Annotated in this window: 21 protein-coding genes; 8 read left to right on the forward strand and 13 right to left on the reverse strand. The window is 71.4% G+C overall.

Going from position 1 to position 21002, the window contains the following annotated elements; genetic code table 11:
- Window positions 1-298 precede the first annotated feature (298 nt).
- The 4 genes from ACLQ2R_RS01555 to ACLQ2R_RS01570 all read right to left on the reverse strand — a co-directional run bounded on the left by ACLQ2R_RS01555 (window position 299) and on the right by ACLQ2R_RS01570 (window position 4908).
- Window positions 299-1879: a uroporphyrinogen-III synthase gene (locus ACLQ2R_RS01555; protein ID WP_425957446.1), complete on the reverse strand. Its 1581-nt coding sequence runs from the start codon at window positions 1877-1879 to the stop codon at window positions 299-301.
- Window positions 1876-2796 carry a hydroxymethylbilane synthase gene (hemC, locus tag ACLQ2R_RS01560; protein ID WP_425957447.1) on the reverse strand — a complete coding sequence of 307 codons (921 nt, stop codon included), beginning with the start codon at window positions 2794-2796 and terminating at the stop codon, window positions 1876-1878. Before hemC ends, ACLQ2R_RS01555 begins: the two co-directional genes overlap by 4 nt.
- The gene (locus tag ACLQ2R_RS01565) at window positions 2793-4127 is read right to left on the reverse strand and encodes a glutamyl-tRNA reductase (RefSeq protein ID WP_425957448.1); all 1335 of its coding nucleotides are present in this window, start codon (window positions 4125-4127) and stop codon (window positions 2793-2795) included. The genes hemC and ACLQ2R_RS01565 overlap by 4 nt, the downstream gene beginning before the upstream one ends.
- 85 nt (window positions 4128-4212) lie before the next feature.
- On the reverse strand, window positions 4213-4908 hold the full coding sequence (locus ACLQ2R_RS01570) for a redox-sensing transcriptional repressor Rex (protein ID WP_425957449.1): 696 nt from the start codon (window positions 4906-4908) through the stop codon (window positions 4213-4215).
- A 254-nt stretch (window positions 4909-5162) separates the two neighbouring features.
- Here ACLQ2R_RS01570 and ACLQ2R_RS01575 point away from each other — a divergent pair, with 254 nt between their 5' ends.
- Window positions 5163-5411, forward strand: a complete 249-nt coding sequence (locus ACLQ2R_RS01575; RefSeq protein ID WP_386239907.1) for a glutaredoxin family protein — start codon at window positions 5163-5165, stop codon at window positions 5409-5411.
- A gap of 132 nt (window positions 5412-5543) precedes the next feature.
- Here ACLQ2R_RS01575 and ACLQ2R_RS01580 read toward each other — a convergent pair whose 3' ends face one another.
- Window positions 5544-7463, reverse strand: a complete 1920-nt coding sequence (locus ACLQ2R_RS01580) for a hypothetical protein (protein WP_425957450.1) — start codon at window positions 7461-7463, stop codon at window positions 5544-5546.
- A gap of 204 nt (window positions 7464-7667) precedes the next feature.
- Between ACLQ2R_RS01580 and ACLQ2R_RS01585 the strand changes: the two genes are divergently transcribed.
- The 3 genes from ACLQ2R_RS01585 (at window position 7668) to ACLQ2R_RS01595 (ending at window position 10172) form a co-directional block, all read left to right on the forward strand.
- Window positions 7668-8312 carry a sigma-70 family RNA polymerase sigma factor gene (locus tag ACLQ2R_RS01585; protein ID WP_425957451.1) on the forward strand — a complete coding sequence of 215 codons (645 nt, stop codon included), beginning with the start codon at window positions 7668-7670 and terminating at the stop codon, window positions 8310-8312.
- A 188-nt stretch (window positions 8313-8500) separates the two neighbouring features.
- A complete protein-coding gene (locus ACLQ2R_RS01590; RefSeq protein ID WP_425957452.1) occupies window positions 8501-9133 on the forward strand; it encodes a DUF5667 domain-containing protein in 633 nt (210 codons plus the stop codon).
- Window positions 9134-9272: 139 nt separating this feature from the next.
- Window positions 9273-10172: an HAD family hydrolase gene (locus ACLQ2R_RS01595; protein WP_425957453.1), complete on the forward strand. Its 900-nt coding sequence runs from the start codon at window positions 9273-9275 to the stop codon at window positions 10170-10172.
- Window positions 10173-10226: 54 nt separating this feature from the next.
- Here ACLQ2R_RS01595 and ACLQ2R_RS01600 read toward each other — a convergent pair whose 3' ends face one another.
- The 8 genes from ACLQ2R_RS01600 to proC all read right to left on the reverse strand — a co-directional run bounded on the left by ACLQ2R_RS01600 (window position 10227) and on the right by proC (window position 17425).
- Entirely contained in the window at window positions 10227-11288 is a 1062-nt protein-coding gene (locus ACLQ2R_RS01600; protein ID WP_425957454.1) for an alpha/beta fold hydrolase, read from the reverse strand.
- Window positions 11289-11485: 197 nt separating this feature from the next.
- A complete protein-coding gene (locus tag ACLQ2R_RS01605; protein WP_425957455.1) occupies window positions 11486-12388 on the reverse strand; it encodes a lysophospholipid acyltransferase family protein in 903 nt (300 codons plus the stop codon).
- On the reverse strand, window positions 12385-13410 hold the full coding sequence (locus ACLQ2R_RS01610; protein WP_425957456.1) for an NAD-dependent epimerase/dehydratase family protein: 1026 nt from the start codon (window positions 13408-13410) through the stop codon (window positions 12385-12387). Before ACLQ2R_RS01610 ends, ACLQ2R_RS01605 begins: the two co-directional genes overlap by 4 nt.
- A gap of 22 nt (window positions 13411-13432) precedes the next feature.
- The gene (locus ACLQ2R_RS01615) at window positions 13433-13531 is read right to left on the reverse strand and encodes a 30S ribosomal protein bS22 (RefSeq protein ID WP_018654693.1); all 99 of its coding nucleotides are present in this window, start codon (window positions 13529-13531) and stop codon (window positions 13433-13435) included.
- A 303-nt stretch (window positions 13532-13834) separates the two neighbouring features.
- On the reverse strand, window positions 13835-14038 hold the full coding sequence (locus ACLQ2R_RS01620) for a helix-turn-helix domain-containing protein (protein WP_012887307.1): 204 nt from the start codon (window positions 14036-14038) through the stop codon (window positions 13835-13837).
- Window positions 14039-14360: 322 nt separating this feature from the next.
- Window positions 14361-15140, reverse strand: a complete 780-nt coding sequence (locus ACLQ2R_RS01625) for a phosphatase (protein ID WP_425957457.1) — start codon at window positions 15138-15140, stop codon at window positions 14361-14363.
- 85 nt (window positions 15141-15225) lie between these two features.
- Window positions 15226-16389, reverse strand: a complete 1164-nt coding sequence (locus ACLQ2R_RS01630) for an acetoin utilization protein AcuC (RefSeq protein WP_425957458.1) — start codon at window positions 16387-16389, stop codon at window positions 15226-15228.
- Between the two features lie 241 nt (window positions 16390-16630).
- Complete coding sequence (proC, locus tag ACLQ2R_RS01635) at window positions 16631-17425, reverse strand: pyrroline-5-carboxylate reductase (protein ID WP_425957459.1); 795 nt, start codon at window positions 17423-17425, stop codon at window positions 16631-16633.
- Between the two features lie 115 nt (window positions 17426-17540).
- On the opposite strand from proC, the gene ACLQ2R_RS01640 reads away from it, so the two are divergent.
- The 4 genes from ACLQ2R_RS01640 to dnaK all read left to right on the forward strand — a co-directional run bounded on the left by ACLQ2R_RS01640 (window position 17541) and on the right by dnaK (window position 20977).
- On the forward strand, window positions 17541-17774 hold the full coding sequence (locus ACLQ2R_RS01640) for a type II toxin-antitoxin system VapB family antitoxin (protein WP_386239918.1): 234 nt from the start codon (window positions 17541-17543) through the stop codon (window positions 17772-17774).
- Window positions 17771-18181, forward strand: a complete 411-nt coding sequence (locus tag ACLQ2R_RS01645) for a PIN domain nuclease (RefSeq protein ID WP_425957460.1) — start codon at window positions 17771-17773, stop codon at window positions 18179-18181. Before ACLQ2R_RS01640 ends, ACLQ2R_RS01645 begins: the two co-directional genes overlap by 4 nt.
- Window positions 18182-18218: 37 nt before the next feature.
- Window positions 18219-18731 carry a hypothetical protein gene (locus tag ACLQ2R_RS01650; RefSeq protein WP_425957461.1) on the forward strand — a complete coding sequence of 171 codons (513 nt, stop codon included), beginning with the start codon at window positions 18219-18221 and terminating at the stop codon, window positions 18729-18731.
- A gap of 368 nt (window positions 18732-19099) precedes the next feature.
- Entirely contained in the window at window positions 19100-20977 is a 1878-nt protein-coding gene (gene dnaK, locus ACLQ2R_RS01655; protein WP_425957462.1) for a molecular chaperone DnaK, read from the forward strand.
- Window positions 20978-21002: the final 25 nt, after the last annotated feature.

Genomic DNA, 21002 nt, shown 5'->3' on the forward strand with positions numbered 1-21002 from the left:
GTCCGGCTCACCACCCGCCGCCCGGCACCGCCGGTGGGAGCCGGTGGGCGTCGGCCGGTGCGTCGGTGGCCGGAGCCGGTGCGCCGGTGGGAGCCGGCGCGCGTCGTCCGCCACGGCGCGGGTGAGCAGGCGGCGGGCCGCGGCGCCCCCGCGGCACGGGCACCGAGGTCACCGGGGTCACCTGAGCCGCCGAAGCCACCGCGGGTCACCGGAGACCCAGGGAGCCACCGGAGGTCGCGGGGACCCGCCGTGCCGTGCCGCCGCGTCCCAGCCTACGTCGCGGCCGTCGCGTCCAAGGTTACTTCGCGCGGCGCCGGGCTCCCCGCCGGGTCTGCGAGGGCCTGCGGGGGGCGTCGCCCGCCGCGACCGCGGCCTGCCGCTGACCGGCGCCGTAGGCCGCCAGCGCCGCCGCGAGCGCGGAGGCCGAGGGCTTGTCGGCCATGACGTCCACCCGCAGCCCGAACTCCTCGGCCGTCTTGGCGGTCTGCGGGCCGATCACGGCGATGACCGTGACGTTGTGCGGCTTGCCCGCGATGCCCACCAGGTTGCGCACGGTGCTGGAGGAGGTGAACAGCACCGCGTCGAACCCGCCTCCCTTGATCGCCTCACGGGTCGGCGCGGGCGGCGGCGCGGCGCGGACCGTCCGGTAGGCGGTCACGTCGTCGCACTCCCAGCCGAGCTCGGTCAGCCCGGCCACGAGCGTCTCGGTCGCGATGTCGGCCCGCGGCAGCAGCACCCGGTTGATCGGGTCGAGCATCGAGTCGTACGGCGGCCACTCGGCCAGCAGGCCCTCCGACGACTGCTCGCCGGACGGCATCAGGTCGGGTTTGACGCCGAACCGCACCAGCGCCTGCGCGGTGCTCTCCCCCACGGCCGCGACCTTGAGCCCGGCGAACGCGCGGGCGTCCAGGCCGTACTCCTCGAACTTCTCGCGCACCGCCTTGACCGCGTTCGCGCTGGTGAAGGCCACCCACTCGTAGCGTCCGGTGACCAGGCCCTTGATCGCCCGGTCCATCTGCTGCGGGGTGCGGGGCGGCTCGACGGAGATCGTGGGGACCTCCTCGGGCACCGCGCCGTAGGAGCGCAGCTGCTCGACCAGGTCGGCCGACTGCTCCTTGGTCCTGGGGACGAGCACCCGCCAGCCGAACAGCGGCTTGGTCTCGAACCACGACAGGCGGTCGCGCATGCCGACGGCCTCGCCGACCACGATCAGGGCGGGCTCGCTCATCCCGGCGTGCTTGAGGTCGGGCGCGATCCGGCCCAGCGTGGTCACCACGGTGTGCTGCTCGGTCGTGGTGCCCGCGGCGCTGATCGCCACCGGCGTCGAGTCGCGGCGGCCCGCCGCGATCAGCGCCTTGCCGATCGCCACGGCCTCGGCGACGCCGTTGTAGATCACCAGGGTGCCCGCCCCGCCCGCGTACGCCGACCAGTCGTCGATCTGGGCCGCGTCCACCACCCGGAACTCGGGCACCGACACCGCGGCGGGGATCCCGGCGTAGGTGAGCACCGCCGTCGCGGGAGGCACGCCGGGCACGATCTCGAAGTCCACCTCCGCCTTGACGCAGGCCGCGACCTCCTCGGTGATCGAGGAGAAGAACATCGGGTCGCCGGCGCACAGGCGCACGACGACGCTGCCGCCCCTGGCCGTCTTGACGACCTTCAGCGAGACGGCGCCGTCGTCGGCCGTGTCGACGATCTCGGCGTTCTCGCCGCAGTGACGCAGCAGCGGCCCGTACGCCTCCCGGTCGAGAATGACGACGTCGGCCCGGGAGAGCAGGTCGGCGCCGCGGAGCGTGAGCAGGCCCTCGTCACCGGGGCCCGCGCCGACGAAGGCGACGAACCCGGACGGGTGCTCGAAGGTGGTGCTTCCGGAGCTCAATGTGCCTGCTCCCCTATCAACGTGCCGGCCCCTTCCGCGATCATCTCGGCCGCGAGGTCGCGGCCGAGATCCATGGGCGCGGAAGAGCCACCGGCGGCGGACTTGCGTACCGCTCGCCCGCCGTCGACGGCGACGACGGCGGCGGTCAGGATCAGTTCGTGCCCGCGCCAGGCCGAGTACGCGCCCACCGGGGCGGCACACCCCGCCTCCAGCGCGTTGAGCACCGCGCGCTCGGCGGTGACCGCGGCGCGGGTGGGGGCGTCGTCGAGCACGCCCAGCAGCTCGACGAGGTCGGCGCGGTCGGAGCGGCACTCCACGGCCAGCGCCCCCTGCCCGGGTGCGGGCAGCATCTCGGTGACCTCGAAGACCTGCGAGATCTCGGCCTCGCGGCCCAGCCTGCCGAGCCCGGCGGCGGCGAGCACGACACCGTCCAGCTCGCCCGAGGTGACCTTGCCGATCCGGGTGTCGGCGTTGCCGCGGATGGGCACGTAGTCGAGGTCGGGGCGGAGCACGCGGAGCTGGGCCATCCGCCGGGGGGAGCCCGTGCCGATCCTCGCCCCGGACGGCAGGTCGGCCAGCTTGGCGACGCTCACCAGGGCGTCCCTGGGGTCCTCGCGCGGCGGGATCGCCGCGATGACCACGCGCGGGTGGGGTGTGGTGGGCAGGTCCTTGAGGGAGTGCACCGCGAAGTCGATCGTCCCCTCGATCAGCTTGTCGCGCAGCGCGCTGACGAAGACGCCCGTGCCGCCGAGCTGCGTGAGGTCGGCCTTGGTCACGTCCCCGAAGGTGGTGACGCCCACGAGCTCGACGGTGCGGCCGGTCAGCTCGGTCAGGCGGTCGGCGACCATGCCCGACTGCGTGGTCGCCAGGACGCTCCGCCTCGTTCCCAGCCGGAGCGGAGGGGAAACGCTGCTCACAGGCCTGCCTCCTTCTTGCTCGGCTCGGTGTTCCTACCCGGCTCGGCGGCCGTCGTCTCGATGCGCCGCACCGCTTCGGGCACCTTCGGGTCAAGATTGAACAGTTCTCGCAGCGCCTCCGCGTAATGATCGCCCGCGGGGGACTCGGCCAGCTGCTTGACGCGCACGGTGGGCTCGTGGAGGAGCTTGTCGACCACCCGCCTGACGGTCTGGGTGACCTCGTCCCTGGCGCGCCCGTCGAGCTCGGGGACCCGCGCGACGAGCCGTCCGAGCTCGGCCTCGACCACCCGGGCCGCCTTGCTGCGCAGCGCGATCACGGTCGGTGTGACGCGCGCGGCCCGCTCCGCCGACAGGTAGGCGCCGACCTCCTCGGTGACGATGGCGCGCACCGCGGCGATCGCCTCGGCCCGGCCGTCGTCGGCGGACTCCGCCTCGCCCTCCTGCATGGTCTCCAGGTCGACCAGGGTCACGCCGGGCAGCCGCCGGACCGCGGGGTCGATGTCGTGCGGCAGGGCCAGGTCCAGCAGGAACATCTCCCGGGCGGTCACCATGTCGGCGGTGACGACCACGTCGGTGGCGCCGGTGCAGGAGATGACCAGGTCCGCCCCGGCCAGCTCCGCCGCCAGGTCGCCGAACGCGGCCGCCCGGCCGCCGACCGTCTGGGCCAGCCGCAGCGCGCGCTCGTGGGTCCGGTTGACCACCACGATGTCGGTCACGCCGGCCCGCTGCAGGGTCGCGGCCGACAGGGCGCTCATCGAGCCGGCGCCGACCACCAGGGCCCGCCGCCCCGGCAGGGGTCCGAGGACGCGCTCGGCCAGGGTGAGTCCCACGCCCACCAGGGAGGCGCCGGCCCGGTCGATGCCGGTCTCGGTGTGGGAGCGCTTGCCGACCCGCAGGGACTGCTGGACGAGCTCGTTGAGCGTCGGGCCGAGCGTGCCCTCCTGCTGGGCCAGCCTGAGGGCCGCGCGCACCTGGCCGAGGATCTGTCCCTCGCCCACGACCATCGAGTCCAGCCCGGCCCCCACCGAGAACAGGTGCTCGACCGCGCGGTCCTCGTAGTGCACGTACAGGTGGGAGGCGAGCTGCTCCACCGGGACGCCGGAGTGGACGCCGAGCATCCGGGAGATCGAGGTCACGGCGGCGTGGAACCGGTCGACCTCGGCGTAGACCTCGACCCGGTTGCAGGTCGAGACGACCATGACCTCGGCGACGTGGGCGTCCCGCTGGACGTCCTGGAGCAGCTTGACCAGCGCGTCACCGGAGACCGAGACCCGCTCGAGCAGGGCCACCGGGGCCGTCCGGTGGCTCAGGCCGACGACGAGGACGCTCATCGGCCCTCCCCGCCCCGGGCGAAGAGGGCGTGGCCGGTCCCGCGCGCCTCGCGGGCTCCTGCGCGGTGTCCCTTCGGGTTCCCCGTCACAGGTCCACCGCCTCGGGCCACTCCTCGGCCATCGCGGGCCCCCCCGTCATCCGATCCGTCTTGCGTTGCTCGTGGAACGCCAGGATCTGCAGTTCGATAGATAGGTCGACTTTACGGATATCGACGCCATCCGGCACGGAAAGTACGACGGGGGCGAAATTCAGGATGCTGGTGACCCCCGCGGCGACGACCCGGTCGGCCACCTGCTGGGCCGCGACGGCCGGCGTCGCGAGCACCACGATCGACACTCCCCGCCGTCGTATCACGGCCTCCAGCTCGTCGATGTGCTCCACGTTCAATCCCGCGATGTGGTCGCCCACCACGTCGGGGTCGGGGTCGAGGAGCGCCGCGATCCTGAACCCGCGGGAGACGAACCCGCCGTAGTTGGCCAGCGCGCGGCCGAGGTTTCCCACCCCGACGATCGCGATGGCCCAGTCCTGGGTGAGGCCCAGCTCGCGGGAGATCTGGTAGATCAGGTACTCGACGTCGTAGCCGACCCCTCGGGTGCCGTACGAGCCCAGGTGGGAGAGGTCCTTGCGGAGCTTGGCGGAGTTGACGCCCGCGGCGACGGCCAGGTCCTCCGAGCTCACGGTCGCCAGACCACGCTCGGCCATGCCGTTCAGCGCGCGCAGATAGAGCGGCAGCCGGGCGACGGTCGCCTCGGGTATGCCGCGTTCGCGGGCTTGGGACATACGGCGGATCACGTGCCGGAGCTCCAGGGGGACAGGCGGCCGGCGTGGCCCGGACGCGACGGATGACGAGGTGAGGCCACTGTCATTCAGGTTAGTCCTTTTGTGAACCGATGCACAAAGTCAGTGTTCACAATCTTGGTCATGCCAGGGGTCGGTCCCCCGACCGGCCCCTCCTCCCGCCCTGTTCCCGGGCCCTTCGCCCGTCTCCTGACCGGCCCTGCGCGCCCGGACCGCGCTCGGCTACCGTGGCGGTCATGTCACCGCGGGATCATCGCATCACCCTGCTCGGAAAACCCGGCTGCCACCTGTGCGACGACGCGCGGGCGGTGATCGAGCGGGTCGCCGCGGAACTCGGCGTCCCCTGGGAGGAACGCGACATCACGGCCTCCGAAGAGGACCAGGCCCGCTACTGGGAGATGATCCCGGTCACCCTCGTCGACGGCGTCCAGCACGACTTCTGGCGCGTCGACGAGAACCGGCTGCGCGCCGCGCTCGACGCCTGACCGAGCCGGGTCCCGTCGAACCGGGCCCTCCGCCCGGCACCTTCGCCCGGCGTCCGGTGCCCGACGGCGTCCGGTCAGGGGCATGGCCGTGCCCGGTCGTCCCGGGGCGCGCGGGTCGCCCGCGCGCCCCGGTCAGGGCCGGAAGGCCGTCGGGAGCGGCATCACCTTCGCGGCGTTCAGGGTGAGCTCGATCACATTGGTGGCGAGCACCATGGACTGGCGCTCGGTGACGAAGCGCTCGGTGTGCGACCGGCGCTGGTGCTCGCTGTAGGCGACCTCGTCCCGGTAGAGCTCGTAGACGATGCGCTGGAGCGGCGCCGACTTCACCGAGTGGCAGGAGTAGACGAGCGTGTCCGGCTCGGAGCCCCGGACCGCCTCCACGGTCTCCTCGGCCAGCCGGTCGAACCTCTCACCGGTGCCGTCGAGCAGGGTGAAGACGGTCAGCATCCCGAAGATGCTCGGCGAGGGACGGCCGGAACCGCCCTGCGGCCCACCCCCCGGAAGGCCGCCGCCACCCGGCCCGCCCGCCCCCGGGTACCGGACACCGGCCGAGGGCGGGACGCCGACCGGAGGCACCTGACCGCGCGGGCCGGCCTGGTCGTGGCCGTACGGGCCGGGTGGCACCGGACCCCGGGCGGGCGCGCCGAAGGCCTGGTCGGCGGGCATGGGACGCAGGCTGCCCACCCCGAGCTCACCGGTCCCCGGACCGGCGGGCACGCCGAAGTCCCCGGGGACCGCCGGACGGCCGAACTCGCCGGTGCCGGGGGGCCTGCCGAACTCACCGGTGCCCGGACCCGGGGGCCTGCCGGGGCCCGGCGGCATCCCGAACTCCCCCGTGCCCCCCGGGCGGCCGAACTCGCCGGTGCCCGGACCCGGCGGCCTGCCGGGGGCGCCGGGGGCACCGGGGGCGCCGGGGGCGCCGTGCCTGCCGAACTCGTGGGCCGGGATGTCGTACTCGCCGGTCGAAGGGCCCATGGGCGGCATGCCGAACTGGCCGGTGACCGGTGGCTGCACGCCGTGATCGGCGCCCCGCCTGCCGGGGTCCCCGCCGGGCGGCCCGCCGGGGAGCGGCATGCCGTACTCGCCCGCCATGAACATCCCGGTGGCGGGACCGCCGAACGGGTCGTCGGGCGGGGCGGGCCGCTGCTGCCGCATGCGGGCCGTGTGGTTCACGTCCTGCTCGCCCGCGCGGTACTCGGCCACCAGGTCGCCCAGGCCGGAGCGCCGGGGGACCTCCTCGGTCGCCATCGGGCGCGGGGGCTCCTCGGGGGAGATCCGGCGGCCGGCGACCTGCACGTCACGGGGCTCGCGTTCCGGGGGCCGGAGCGTCGGCGGCCGCTTCTCCCAGTCGTCGTCCGCCCCGTCCCCGTCCTCGTCCTCGTAGGGCGCGAGGGGACGCAGGAGGACGTACCAGACCGCGGCGGCCGTGACGAGGAGCAGGAGCACGGTGAACATGCCGGGCACCGCGAAGCTGACGGCGCCGACGAGGGCGAGGCCGGTGGGGCCGAGCACCAAGAGCGCGTGCATGTTGTCGGCGTCGTAGTCGTCACCGCCCCGGCCGCGGGCGACGGCGACCGCCGTCCCGCCCAGCAGCACGACCGCGACGATCACGTGCACCGCCAGGAGCAGGGACGTCGCGAACAGGCCCCAGTGCGTGCCGCCCGCCGGGAGGGTCTTGGCGAGGCTCTTCTCCTGCAGGATCGGGTCGATCGCCAGGATCACCGCGGCGATGACGGTGAAGGCGATGCCCAGCAGCCACGAGGCGAAGCGGGCCGTTCCCGCGCGGGCCAGGAGCTGGATGGCCCCCACGGCCAGCCAGAGCGGGGCCAGCATGGATCCGGTCAGTTGATAAATGCGGAACGTGCCCGGTCCAAAACCGATCACGTGGCCGGTGGCGATTACCGCGAGTGAAACGGCCAGGGACGCCGTCGTGATGCTCCAGGCGATCAGCCAGCCCTTGGGCTCACCACGCAGACGGCTGATGAGAGCGCCGGTGGCGATGGCTGCGAGCAGCGCACCGGCGAAAGCGATGACAGCGACGAGGACTTCCATGGTGTCTCCAATGCTGCCGGACATTACCCCCTAACCGGTAGCCGAACCTGTGCTCCGCTCCCGATACCGGTCGGATGAGGACCGGCTCCACACCGTATCCGGCGATTACCCCCAGTCACGATGCTTCAAAGTAGATTGTGCAATCAGTCGGTGATTTCTAGAGTGATCGAGCACGCCGTACCCCCTTCCCCTCAGGGATACCGGATGCCTGAAACGTGGCCGCTCGCCGGGCACCTCCCCACGACAGCCGGGGTGGCCCTGCCCGTCCGCAGTAGTGACCTCACCGTACGTGAGGATGCCTCCGACGAGCTCCGGAGGCTGGTTCTGCGCGCCAAAACCGGAGACACGGATGCTTTTGGCACGCTCTATGACCGCTACCTCACGCTCGTGTACCGCTACGTCTACTTCCGGGTCGGCTCACACCCGCTGGCAGAGGATCTCACGAGCGAGACCTTTCTCCGCGCGCTGCGCCGGATCACGGACTTCACATGGCAGGGGCGTGATTTCGGGGCCTGGCTCGTGACCATCGCCAGGAACCTGATCACCGATCACTTCAAGTCCGGCAGGTACCGCCTTGAGGTCACGACCGCCGAGGTGATCGACACCCCGCTCGACGGCCCGCACATCCCGGAGAACGCCGTCGTCACCGCGATGATCAGCGACCGGGTGCTCGGCGCCGTCCGCGACCTCAACCCCGAGCAGCAGGAGTGCGTGGTGCTGCGCTTCCTGCACGGCATGTCGCTGGCCGAGACCGCTCTGATCATGGGCAAGAAGAGCGGCGCGATCAAGGCGCTGCAGTTCCGCGCGATCCGCGCCCTGGGCCGCGCCCTGCCCCCCGACCTGGGCTGACGACGCCCGGTGCCGCGCCCGTGACGATGTTCACCATGCCGATGCCGGTGTACCGCGTAACCTGACGTGCGGAGTCGTCGTTAGGCAAGTGACACCGTTGGATCATGAGCTGGGGGCGGCAGGGAGCGTTCATGGGGAAGTGGCTGCCTGGAATCTCACGGAGATCGCAGGCCCGTATCCAGAACCGTGTGTCGCGACTCGGCGCCCGGATGACGGCGAGCCCCCGCCCCGAGTTCCAGGCCACGCTCCGCGACCGGCTCACCGGCCCCCCGGCCGAGCAGGAACGTCCCGAGCCACGGGCGACGGGCCCCCGCCACTCCAGGCGCAGATCGCACAGGACGCTGTTCCCGCGGTTGCTGAGCACCGTCCTGGTGGCCTCGATGGTCCTGTCCGGCGTGCAGACGTACCGCTCGATGCCCGGGGACACCTTCTACCCGCTCAAGCGCGCGGCCGAGAGCACGCTGTTCCACCTGAGCACCGACGAGGCCGAACGGGCGAACCGCTCCCTGGGCTACGCCGAGACCCGCGCCCGCGAGGTCAAGGAGCTCCTGGGCTCCGGGAAGCGCGAGGACATGATCGGGGAGACCCTCCAGGCGATGGAGGACACCACCCGCTCCGCGGTGACCTCCCTGGAGCAGGTACGGCGCCGTGAGGCCCACGGCGCCGTCGCCGTCGAGCTCAGGGAGGTCAAGGAGTTTCGGCGCTTCGTGCAGAAGCAGCGCACCCAGATCACCGGGATGCTCCCCAGGATGGACGCCGAGGACCAGCGCAGGGCTCACGGGTACCTCGACTACATCGACGGGCTGGCCCCGCCCGGCTGAGTCCTCCCCGGGGGTTCCGGGCCGCCGCGAAGGGGCGTTCCGGTGGGCGCACGGCCCCTGGAACGACGCCGGATCGTCACATCCGGCTCACACGACGGCTACCGATCTCACCCCTGTGTCCCGGTTAAGCTGAGATGCTATGAGGCGGCTACTACGAAGGCGTGGCGGGGCGGAGACGGCCGGGCAGGCGACGGCCGGGGAGGTCATGGCCGGTGAGGTCGCCGCCGCGGCCGCCGTGGCGATGCCGATGGCCGAGCCCGACCCGGTGTCCGCCGCCTTCTTCGACGTCGACAACACCATGATGCGCGGCGCCTCCATCTACCACTTCGCCCGCGGCCTCGCCTCCCGCGGCCTGTTCACCAGCAGGGATCTGTTCCGGTTCGCCCTCGGCCAGGTGGTCTTCCGGGTCCGCGGCGACGAGAATCCCGCCCACATCGCCGAGGCCAGGGAGACCGCGCTGGCCTTCGTGGCCGGCAACACGGTCGAGGAGATCGTCCGCCTGGGCGAGGAGATCTACGACGAGGTGATGGCCGACCGCATCTGGGCCGGTACGCGAGCCATCGCGCAGGCGCACCTCGACGCCGGCCAGCGGGTCTGGCTGGTCACCGCGACCCCGGTGGAGCTGGCCCGCGTGATCGCGCAGCGACTCGGCCTGACCGGCGCCCTGGGCACCGTCGCGGAGACCGAGAACGGCGTCTACACCGGCCGCCTGGTGGGCGACCTGCTCCACGGCCCGGCCAAGGCCGAGGCCGTCAGGGCCCTGGCCCGCCGGGAGGGACTCGACCTGGCCCGCTGCCACGCCTACAGCGACTCGGCCAACGACCTGCCGCTGCTCTCCGTCGTCGGTCACGCCACCGCGGTCAACCCGGACGGCGACCTGCGCGACTTCGCCAGGGAGAACGGGTGGGACGTCAAGGACTTCCGCACCGGGCGCAAGGCGACCATGGTGGGTCTTCCCATCGCCGTGGGCGCCGGAGCGGTCGTGGGCGGCGTCGCCGCCGCCATCGCCCTGCGCCGCCACTACCGCGCCGCCCGCTGACCTCTTCCCGGCTCCGCCACCACCGCGCCGGCCGTCGCCCTCCGGACGCCGTCGCTACCCCGCCGATCGCCGCCCCTTCCCGGACCGTCCCGCCCCGCCGGCCGTGACCCGGTCGAGCAGGGCGGCCAGCTCACGGTTGACGGCCGCGGGGCGCTCCAGGCCGATCATGTGCCCGGCGCCGGGGAGGACGAGCAGCCTGGCGCCGGGGAGCGCCCCGGCGATGCGGCGGCTGTGCGCCGCCGGGATGAGGCGGTCCCGGTCGCCGACCATGACGAGCGTCTCCAGCGGGCCGAGCGCGGTCAGCGCGGCCAGCTTGTCGTGGACGAGGAAGTCGCGGAAGAAACCGGCCATGACCTCCGTCGGGGTGGCCACGGCCATGTCGTTGACGAAACGCACGTGCTCGCGTGACGCGCGCGGCCCGAAGGCGACGTACCGGGTCACCGGGAGGTTGGTGCGCGACCTGAGGACGGGCCTGCGGTCGATGAGCGCGCCCCTGGACAGCATGCGCTCGAACACGACGGGGGTGACGCGGGGCGCGAGCCGCCCGATGGGCCAGGGAAGCCCGAACGTGCTGTCGCGCAACCCGCCCGGGGACGTGCTCAGCAACGCCACCCCGGCCACCCTGGCGGCCAGCGTCCCCGGATGCCGCCCGGCGAAGGCCATGATCGTCATACCGCCCATGGAGTGGCCGACGAGCACCACCGGCAGCCCCTCGGGGACGGTGGCCTCGATCACCGCGGCGAGGTCGTCGCCGAGCCGGTCGACCGTACGGGCGTCGAGCGCGCCGGCCGAGGAGTCGCCGTGCCCGCGCTGGTCGTAGAAGATCAGGGTGGCCCGTCCGGCCAGTGCCTCACGCTGGAAGTGCCAGCAGTGCCGGTTCATCACCCAGCCGTGGGTGAAGATCACGGCCACCTCGGGTGAGGCGACCTCCTCCACGTCGGCCGCGAGCCGTACGCCGTCGTCGGTCGTGACGGTGACCGGCCGGCCGCGGTGCCCGCCCAGGCCCGTGCCCGGGACCGCCCGGTGCCGCCGCGCGGCCACCCCGAGCACCGTCCCCACCGCCAGCCCGGCGGCGGCCGCCAGTCCCGCGACGGCCGCCGCGCGCTCCCCGTCCATGACCGCCTCCGCGTCCGCGAGCCCGACACCGCGCACACCCTATCGACCGCGGATGCACACTGTTAGACACCCAGGACAACAAAAGTCGCGTTCCGTGTTCCCCGGCGCGCACACCCCCGCCGATCCGGCCGCTTCGAAGGCTGCGGTGACCCCGGCGAGGGTGACCCCGGCGAGGGCCGGCGGTCCGCGCGGAGCGGCTAGGAGAAGGGCGGGAAGGCGGGACCGCGACGGAGCCGGAGCTCGTCGAGTCGCTGCCCGATGGTCTCCCGGATCTGGTCGGTGAGAGCGAGCACCACCGTCGGGTCGTCGGCGTCGGCCGGGTCGAACCGGTCCGTGGGGATCGGCTCCCCGAAGCCGATCATCCACTTGGACGGGAGCGGTATCAGCCCGAGCGGACCGAGCCAGGGGAAGAGCGGCGTGATCGGCAGGTACGGAAGCCCGAGCGCCCTGGCCAGGACGGGCAGGTCGCCCAGCTTGGGATAGATCTCCTCGGCGCCCACGATGGCGCACGGGATCAGGGGCACGCCCGCCCGGATGGCGGAGGCGACGAAACCCCCGCGCCCGAAGCGCTGCAACCGGTAGCGCTCGGAGAACGGCTTGCCCACTCCCTTGAACCCCTCGGGGAAGACGCCCACGATCTCCCCCTTACGGAGCAGCCGGTCGGCGTCCTCCCGGCACGCGAGGGTGTGGCCGGTCTTGCGGGACAGGTGACCGAGCACCGGGAGCCGGTACACCAGGTCCGCGCCCAGCAGGCGGAGCGCGCGACGGCCGGGGTGGTCGTCGTGAAGGGCCACCTGGAGCATGAGCCCGTCCAGCGGGAGGGTTCCCGAGTGGTTGGCCACGATCAGGGCGCCGGAGTCGGCGGGCACGTGGTGCATACCGACGGTCTCGGTGCGGAACCAGTGGCGGTAGAGCGGGCGGAGCAGTTCCAGCACGACCCTGTCGGTGAGCTCCGGGTCGTAGCCGAACTCGTCGACCTCGTAGTCGCCCGCCACACGACGTCGCAGGAAGTCCGGGAACCCGGCCGCCCGGTCCCGGCCCTCGGCGCCGGACCCGGCGGGCTCCCCCGGGCCCCCTGGCTCTCCGATGCCTCCGTTCACCTTCTCACCGCCTGGGAGAAGACCTCCAGCAGCGCGGCGGGAAGGCCCCCGGCCAGGTCGCGGGCGCGCAGGAAGTCCTCGAAGGCGGCGGCCGTGGAGAACGCCGGCCCCCGGCCCAGGGCGGCTGCCAGCGGGGCGGTGTCGACCACGCGCCCGTGGCACATCAGGCGCAGTTGCTCGGAGGAGAAGTCGACCAGCCTCGCCCCGCGGGCGAGGTCGCCCATGAGGCGGAAGAGGGATGAGGGAACGGGCAGCGGGAGCAGGCCGGCCCTGCGCGCGCACTGCGACAGCAGCAGCGCGCCGTCCCCGGCCACGTTGAACGTGCCGGGGTGATCCTCCACGGCCATCCGGCGCAGCACCTCGACGGCGTCGTCCTCGTGGACGAACTGCAGCCTCGGGTCGAAGCCGAACACGGTGGGCAGGAGGGGCTGGGCGAAGTAGCGCGTCAGCGGGGAGTCGACGCCGGGTCCCATGAAGTTGGCGAACCTCAGGGTCGACACGGCCACGTCTCCCCGCCGCCTGGCGAAACCCCGGACGTATCCCTCCACCTCGGAGGCGTCCTTGGCGTAGCCGCGGACGGGCGGCTCCCCCGGCTCGGCGTCCTCGGTGAAGACGGCCGGGTCGTGCGGGGAGGAACCGTAGACGGCGGTGGTGGAGCGCACCACGACACGGCGGACCGTCGCGGATCGCTGACAGGCACCGAGCAACTGCATGGTGCCGATGACGTTGTGTTCCTTCATGAGCATCCGGCCACCGCTCCGGGGAGGAGCGCTCACCAGGCTCATGTGAACGACGGTGTCGATGTCGGCGTCCGCGATCACCCGGGCGATGTCGGGACCGCGCAGATCGACGCGGACGAACTCCATGCGACCGAGAGGTACGCCGCCATCACCTGACAGCGAGGGCGGCGGCACCGTATCCACTCCGATGACCCGGTCGATGTCCGGGTCATCCGCGAGAGCGCTCGCCACTCGGGCGCCTATGTGGCGCGAGACCCCGGTGACAAGCACGGCATGGGTCATCGGCGCCTCGCAGACCGCGCTACTACTTCTTGTTACGCCGCTGGATGCGGGTCTTCTTCAGAAGCTTGCGGTGCTTCTTCTTCGCCATGCGCTTACGGCGCTTCTTGATCACAGAGCCCACGGGACCCCCAGGTAGCTGGTAGCCGAGAATGTCGAACCGGTGCGCGAGAGCACACCGGCACAACAGACTACCGGCGATCCGTGGTGGATCGCCCCTGGGGGACCCCGGGCGCATGAACTCACGACGCGGTGACCGCGTCGCTACCCCGACGAGGCCGGGACCCACCACATACCGGGCTTACCGGAAATCTCTCACCGGTCAGACCGGAAGGAACGGGTCACGAGCCGGCCGACGCGCCTGGTCCGCCTCGCGACCGGGTCACTTCCCCGGCCGCTCGGCCCGGCGCGCCGGTCCGCCGCTGCCTCAACCTGCCTCGATGTAGGCATCCCTGAGATAATCGTGCACCGCCTGCTCCGGCACCCGGAAGGATCGACCGACCCGGATGGCCGGCAGCTCGCCCGAATGCACGAGTCGGTACACAGTCATCTTGGACACCCTCATGACCGTGGCCACTTCTGCCACCGTCAGGAACTTCACCTCACTGAGAGGTCTTTCGCCTGCACCCATCGGACGCCTCTTCCGCACGTGTATCCGGGTTATCCCCACTGGTGCCATTGCTCACGCACGTGTACTGCTGTCAGCGTAAGTCTCGACCCCGGGCACGCAAACCCCCTATTTTCTCAGCCCGCGGTCTCCTACGTCAGCGAAACCGAAGAAATCGCTGGCCAGCAGCCTGACCGTGCTCCTTGACTCGATCATGGAACGGACCAACCGTCTCCCATTAGAGTCGCCCACAATCCTCAAAAAGTTGGCAAACGGTCGGCGAGCTCCGTGGAATGCAGGCGCGAAATGCCCGTATAGGGATGACCCAATTCACGCCTCCCCCGTCTCAGAGGTCCCGCAGGACCCTCTCGACCAGGTGGTGCGTCAGCGGCTCGTAATAGCGGGGTAGCACGTTGTCGTCGAGCGGGACGGTCACCGCGATCTTGCCCTCGGCCTCGCCGACGAAGAGCGCCGGATCGTTGCTGTCGGCGAACCCGACCGTGAGGATCCCCGCCTCTCCCGCGGCCCCGGCCCAGCCGTGGTCGGCGATCACCAGATCGGGCCGGTCCGCACCCAGTTCGGAGAGCATCGCCCGCATCGGGGCGGGGTCGTGGGTGTGCACGAAGGAGCCCTTGTCGTCCAGCATCGCGACGTCGTCCATGTAGCGGATCTTGCGCCTGCGGCCGAACCCGCTGCCCCAGTACGACCAGCCCTCGGCCGGGCTCATCGGCGTCACACCGCGCGCCCTGAGCGTCCGCGCCAGGGCCATGTGGACGGTGAGCAGGCCGGTGGGGTGACCGGTGGCGATCAGGATCCGGGGATCGTCCTGCCGGAGCACGCCCGCGATCGTGTCGCCCATCCTCTCGACGGCCTCAATCGTGCGGTCGGGATCGATGGTGTCCTGGCCCTCGCGGTGACCGGGGTCGGCCACGACCCCCGCGGACTTCGCCATCAGCTCCAGGATGTCCCGGTAGGCCCAGGGGCCGTCCAGCGTCAGCCCGAACATGTAGTGCGGATCACGGTTGGCCAGCGACCGGTAGTGGTCCAGGTTGTTCTCCCGGCTGGTCGCCACGTCCCCGGCGATCCGGGTGCGGACCAGGTGCTCGCGAAGCTCGGCGTGTGTCATCGGCGCACCTTTGTTCCTCGGTCCTGTTCACCGGGATACCGGCCGGGCCGTTTCGTCGTCGGGGAGGGACCGGTGAGTCCCCGCGTCACGGGAGGGGATCAAGGCCATGAAGAGGGAAGACGGAGTTCCTCGTGGCCATGATGGCTCGGTCGATCGGGTCCGCTGGATCATAACCAGCGGAGAAATCGCGAAATTCCGGGTCGCGACCATCGGTCAGCGTCAGGGGAGCCGTCTGGTTGGTGCGCTCCTTGACGAACGTACGCCAGGCCTCGGGGGTCGCGGTCGCCGGGTCGAGCGGGTGGCCCGCCACCTCGGCGATCAGGTGGGTCCAGGCCCTGGGCACGACCTGCACCAGCTCGTACCCCCCGCCGCCGGTCACGACCCAGCGGCCACCGGCGGTCTCGTGGGCCAGCTCGTGCAGGGCGGCGTACGCGGCGCGCTGGCCGTCCAGGCTGAGCATCAGGTTGGCCAGGGGGTCGAGGGCGTGGCTGTCGCAGCCGTGCTGGGTGACCAGGACCTCGGGGGCGAACTCCCGCAGCAGCGGCGGGACCACCGCGTGGAAGGCCCGCAGCCAGCCGCCGTCGCCGCACCCGGCGGGCAGCGCCACGTTGACCGCGGTGCCCTCCGCGCCGCGCTCCTCGGGGAACCCCGTGCCGGGGAAGAGCGTGCGCGGGCTCTCGTGCAGGCTGATGGTCAGGACCCTGGGGTCGTCGTAGAACATCGCCTGGACGCCGTCGCCGTGGTGCACGTCCACGTCCACGTAGGCCACCTTGGACGCGCCCTGCGCCAGCAGCCACGCGATCGCCGCGGCCGGGTCGTTGTAGACGCAGAAGCCGCTCGCCCACGACGCCATCGCGTGGTGCAGGCCGCCCGCGACGTTGACCGCGTGCTCGGCCTCACCGGTCCACACCGCGCGGGCCGCCGCCAGGCTGGCGCCCGTGATCAGCGCGGACGCCTCGTGGACGCCGGGGAAGGCGGGGTTGTCGTCGGTGCCCAGCCCGTGGGCCACGTCGGGCCGCCCGGTGGCGGAGACCCGCTTGACGGCCTCGATGTAGCCGCGCTCGTGCACCAGGGCCAGCTCGTCGTCGGTGGCGGGGGCGCAGCCGCTCATCTCCACCCGGTCCAGCACGCCGAGCTCCCTGGCCAGCGCCATGGTCAACTCGACCCTCACCGGTGCGAGCGGGTGACCGGGGCCGAAGTCGTACGAGGTGAGCGCATCGTCCCAGACAACCCGTACGGACCGGCTCATGCGCACTCCCTGTCTGGTCGCGACGCCGCGCGTCACGGCCGGATCTGCCTGCTCCCCGCCCGACGTTACCGCACGTGCACGGAAGGGCGTTTACCCAGGCGTCTCGCAGGAACCACCCCTTTCACCTAACCGAAACATAGGGATTTATTGCCTTTTATACCCCGGCTTTCCGGACGGGACCGGTCTGGAAGGGCGGGTCGGTCCGGACAGATAGGCCGGTCCGGGCGAGCAGGCGGGGTGGTCACCCCTCGGCGAGCTGGCGTCCCCGGTCCCTGGCGGCCTCGATCGCCGCCAGGAAGGCCGCGCGGACGCTGTGCCTCTCCAGCTCGGCGATGGCCGCGATGGTGGTGCCGCCCGGCGAGGTGACCGCCTCGCGGAGGATCACCGGGTGCTCGCCCGAGTCGCGGAGCATGATCGCCGCACCGACGATCGACTGGGTGACCATGTCGAGGGCGGCGGCCCGGGGCATGCCGAGCAGGATGCCTGCGTCGACCATGGCCTCGACCAGGTAGAAGAAGTAGGCCGGACCGCTGCCGGACAGGGCGGTGGCCGCGTCCTGCTGCGACTCGGGGATGCGCAGCACCTTGCCGACCGGGCTGAACAGGTCCTCGGCGCGCCGCAGGTGCTCCTCGGAGGCGTGCGCCCCGGCCGAGATCACGCTCATCGCCTCGTCCACCAGCACCGGCGTGTTGGACATGACCCGGACCACCGCGATCTCGGCGCCCAGCCGCGACTCGACGAACGCGGTCGTGATCCCCGCCGCGGCCGAGACGACCAGGCGGTCGGCGGGCAGGTGGGGGGCGATCTCGGCGAGCAGCGCGCCCATGTCCTGGGGCTTGACCGCCAGGATGATCGTGTCGGCGGTCTTGGCGGCCTCGTCGTTGGAGACCGTCCGGACGCCGTACCGCTCCGTGAGGGCCTCGCGGCGCTCGGCGCGGCGCGCCGTCGCCAGCACGTCACCCGGCTTGAACCCGGCCCTGAGCAGCCCGGAGAGCAGGGCCTCCCCCATCTTGCCGGTTCCGAGAATCGCGATCATGTGAACACCTCGACATCGGGGATCGAACCCCCGAACCCTATCGGCACGGCCTTCGGGCGAAGTAAATGATGGCGATGTATGCTGAGGACATACGTGACCAACATTGGAGGGACGTATGAGCGTCACGCAGATAGACCTGGATGACGAGGCGCTCGCCGAGGCGATGCGAATGCTGGGCACCACCACGAAGAAGGACACGGTGAACGCCGCCCTGCGGGAGTACGTGGCGCGCGTCAGGCGCATAGAGGCGTTGGAGGCTCTCTCGGCCCGAGCCTCCCGGGGGGAGTTCGACGACGCCATGGAGGCTCGCCGGGCGGCCAAGCAGGCTCGGGACGACGCCTTCTCGTGACCCCCTATCTGGCGGACACCTCCGCTTTGTGGCACCTCCTGCGTACCCCTGAGACACAGGAGGCGTGGGCCGACCGGATCGCCTCCGGCGCCTTGAGCGTCTGTGAGCCCACGAGAACGGAGTTCCTGTACTCCGCGACGGGTCCGGCCCACCGCGACGACCTCGAGGCCGAGCTCGGCGCCCTCTGCCGCTCGGTCACCGTCCCGAAATCAGCGTGGCGCTGGGTCGAGAACGCGCAGTACAGGCTCACCCAGAAAGGCCGGCATCGTTCCGCCGGGCCGATCGACCTGCTGCTGTGCGCGACCGCCGTGCATCACGGAATGACCGTGCTGCACGTCGATCATGATTTCGTCACCGTCTCCGCGGTCATGACCGAGGTGCGGCAACGCGACCTCAGGATGCCCTGAACCGTCCGGGGCTCCGATCCGTCTTGGGGGTATGCGTATGATCGCGAACCCCATCCTGGCCGGAAGCCTGCTGCTGGCTCTGGGCTGCGGCACCGAACCCAGCGCCACGGTCGCCGCCGAACCCGTCGCCACGGCCGCCACCGGCGTCCCCTCGGTGCCGGCGAGCCACGACACCGCCGTCTCCGGCGCCCCCTCGCAGCCGGCGGGCGGGACCGTGGCCCCCCGGACCGAGCCCACGGGCGACTCCCCGAAGCCCACGAAGCCCGAAGGCGACACCGACAACCCCCGCAAGATCAGGTGGCTGAAGGCCACCCCCTCCAAGGACGGCCGGAGCCTGCGCGTCGTCTGGTGGTCCGGCGTCGAGCCGTGCAACGTCCTCGACCGGGTCACCGTGCGGCAGACCTCCAAGCGGGTGACCGTCACCCTCTGGGAGGGGCCGAGCAGCAAGGTCCAGAACGTCGCCTGCATCGAGATCGCCATCAAGAAGGTGACGACCGTCAAGCTCAAGAAGCCCCTCGGCGCCCGCAAGGTGGTCGACGGCGCCCGCTGACGTCCGCTCCGTACCCCCCCAGGGCGCCCCCTTCCCGCACCGCCGGCCACGTCCCGGCGGCGCGGGAGGGGGGCGCCCTTTCCCCACACCGGGCACGATCCGCCCGTGCCCCCGGAGGCCCTCCCCCCGCGCCCCGGGGCGCCCCGCCCCGCCCGCGGCCTCCGGGCGGCCCCGGTCGTCGCCGCCGGGAACCATCCCCGATGTTCCCTCGTCAGAGGGGGTGGGCGTCCCCTGCCCGTTTACGGGAGATCGGGAATGCTTCCGTGCGATTCAGGGTTGAGCCCAATAGACTCAAGTCGTTTGACAAACCTCGCTCGAGGTTCCACTATGAGTCTCATCGACTCAACTTTGACTACAAGGACGTACTCATGGCACGTGCGGTAGGTATCGACCTGGGGACGACCAACTCCGTCGTCTCGATTCTTGAGGGCGGTGAGCCCACCGTCATCGCCAACGCTCAGGGTTCGCGGACCACCCCGTCCGTGGTCGCGTTCGCGAAGAACGGCGAGGTCCTCGTCGGTGAGGTCGCCAAGCGGCAGGCCGTCACCAACGTCGACCGGACGATCCGCTCGGTCAAGCGCGAGATGGGCAGCAACTGGTCCATCGAGATCGACGGCAAGAAGTCCAACCCGCAGCAGATCAGCGCGTTCGTCCTGCAGAAGCTCAAGCAGGACGCGGAGGCCTACCTGGGCGAGAAGATCACCGACGCGGTGATCACCGTTCCCGCCTACTTCAACGACGCCCAGCGCCAGGCGACCCAGGAGGCGGGCACCATCGCCGGCCTGAACGTGCTGCGCATCATCAACGAGCCCACCGCCGCGGCGCTGGCGTACGGCCTCGACAAGGACAAGGACGAGACCATCCTCGTCTTCGACCTCGGCGGCGGCACCTTCGACGTGTCCCTGCTCGACGTCGGCCAGGAGGACGGCCACGGCTTCGTCGAGGTCAAGGCCACCAGCGGCGACAACCACCTCGGTGGCGACGACTGGGACCAGCGCGTCGTGGACGAGCTGGCCAACCGGTTCAAGAACGCGCACGGCGTGGACCTGACCAAGGACAAGATGGCCCTGCAGCGCCTGCGCGAGGCCGCGGAGAAGGCCAAGATCGAGCTCTCCAGCCAGTCGGAGACCTCCATCAACCTGCCCTACATCACGGCCTCGGCCGAGGGTCCCCTCCACCTGGAGGAGAAGCTCACCCGCGCCGAGTTCCAGCGGATCACCGCCGACCTGCTCGAGCGGTGCAAGGGCCCGTTCAACCAGGTCGTCAAGGACGCCGGGATCAAGGTCTCCGACATCGCCCACGTGGTGCTCGTCGGCGGCTCGACCCGCATGCCCGCCGTGGCCGAGCTCGTCAAGGAGCTGACCGGCGGCAAGGAGCCCAACAAGGGCGTCAACCCGGACGAGGTCGTGGCCATCGGCGCCGCCCTCCAGGCCGGCGTGCTCAAGGGCGAGGTCAAGGACGTCCTGCTGCTCGACGTGACCCCGCTGAGCCTGGGCATCGAGACCAAGGGCGGGATCTTCACGAAGATCATCGAGCGCAACACCACGATCCCGACCAAGCGCTCCGAGGTCTTCACCACGGCCGAGGACAACCAGCCGTCGGTGCAGATCCAGGTCTACCAGGGCGAGCGCGAGATCGCGGCGTACAACAAGAAGCTGGCCACCTTCGAGCTGACCGGCATCGCCCCGGCGCCGCGCGGGATCCCGCAGATCGAGGTCACCTTCGACATCGACGCCAACGGCATCGTCAACGTCTCCGCCAAGGACCTCGGGACCGGCAAGGAGCAGACGATGACGATCACCGGCGGCTCCGCGCTGCCGAAGGACGACATCGAGCGCATGATGCGCGAGGCCGAGTCCTACGCCGAGGAGGACAAGAAGCGCCGCGAGGAGGCCGAGACGCGCAACAACGCCGACTCGCTCGTCTACCAGACCGAGAAGTTCCTCGGCGAGAACGCCGACAAGGTCCCGGACGACATCAAGACCGAGGTCAACGAGGCCGTCGCCGAGCTGAAGAAGGCTCTGGAGGGCACCGACTCGTCCGAGATCCGCGCCTCCGCCGAGAAGCTCGCCACGGTCAGCCAGAAGATGGGTTCCGCGATCTACGCTCAGTCGCAGGGGTCCGAGACCCCGACCGGCACGCCGGACGCGGGCGCCGACTCCACGAACGAGCAGAAGGCCGACGACGACGTGGTCGAGGCCGAGATCGTGGACGACGAGCCGAAGCGCGACGACGGCACCAAGTGACGGCCGGAAAGCCGAGGGGAGCACC

The sequence above is a fragment of the Streptosporangium sp. DT93 genome (assembly GCF_049844535.1).
In the GTDB taxonomy this organism is placed as follows: Bacteria; Actinomycetota; Actinomycetes; order Streptosporangiales; family Streptosporangiaceae; genus Streptosporangium.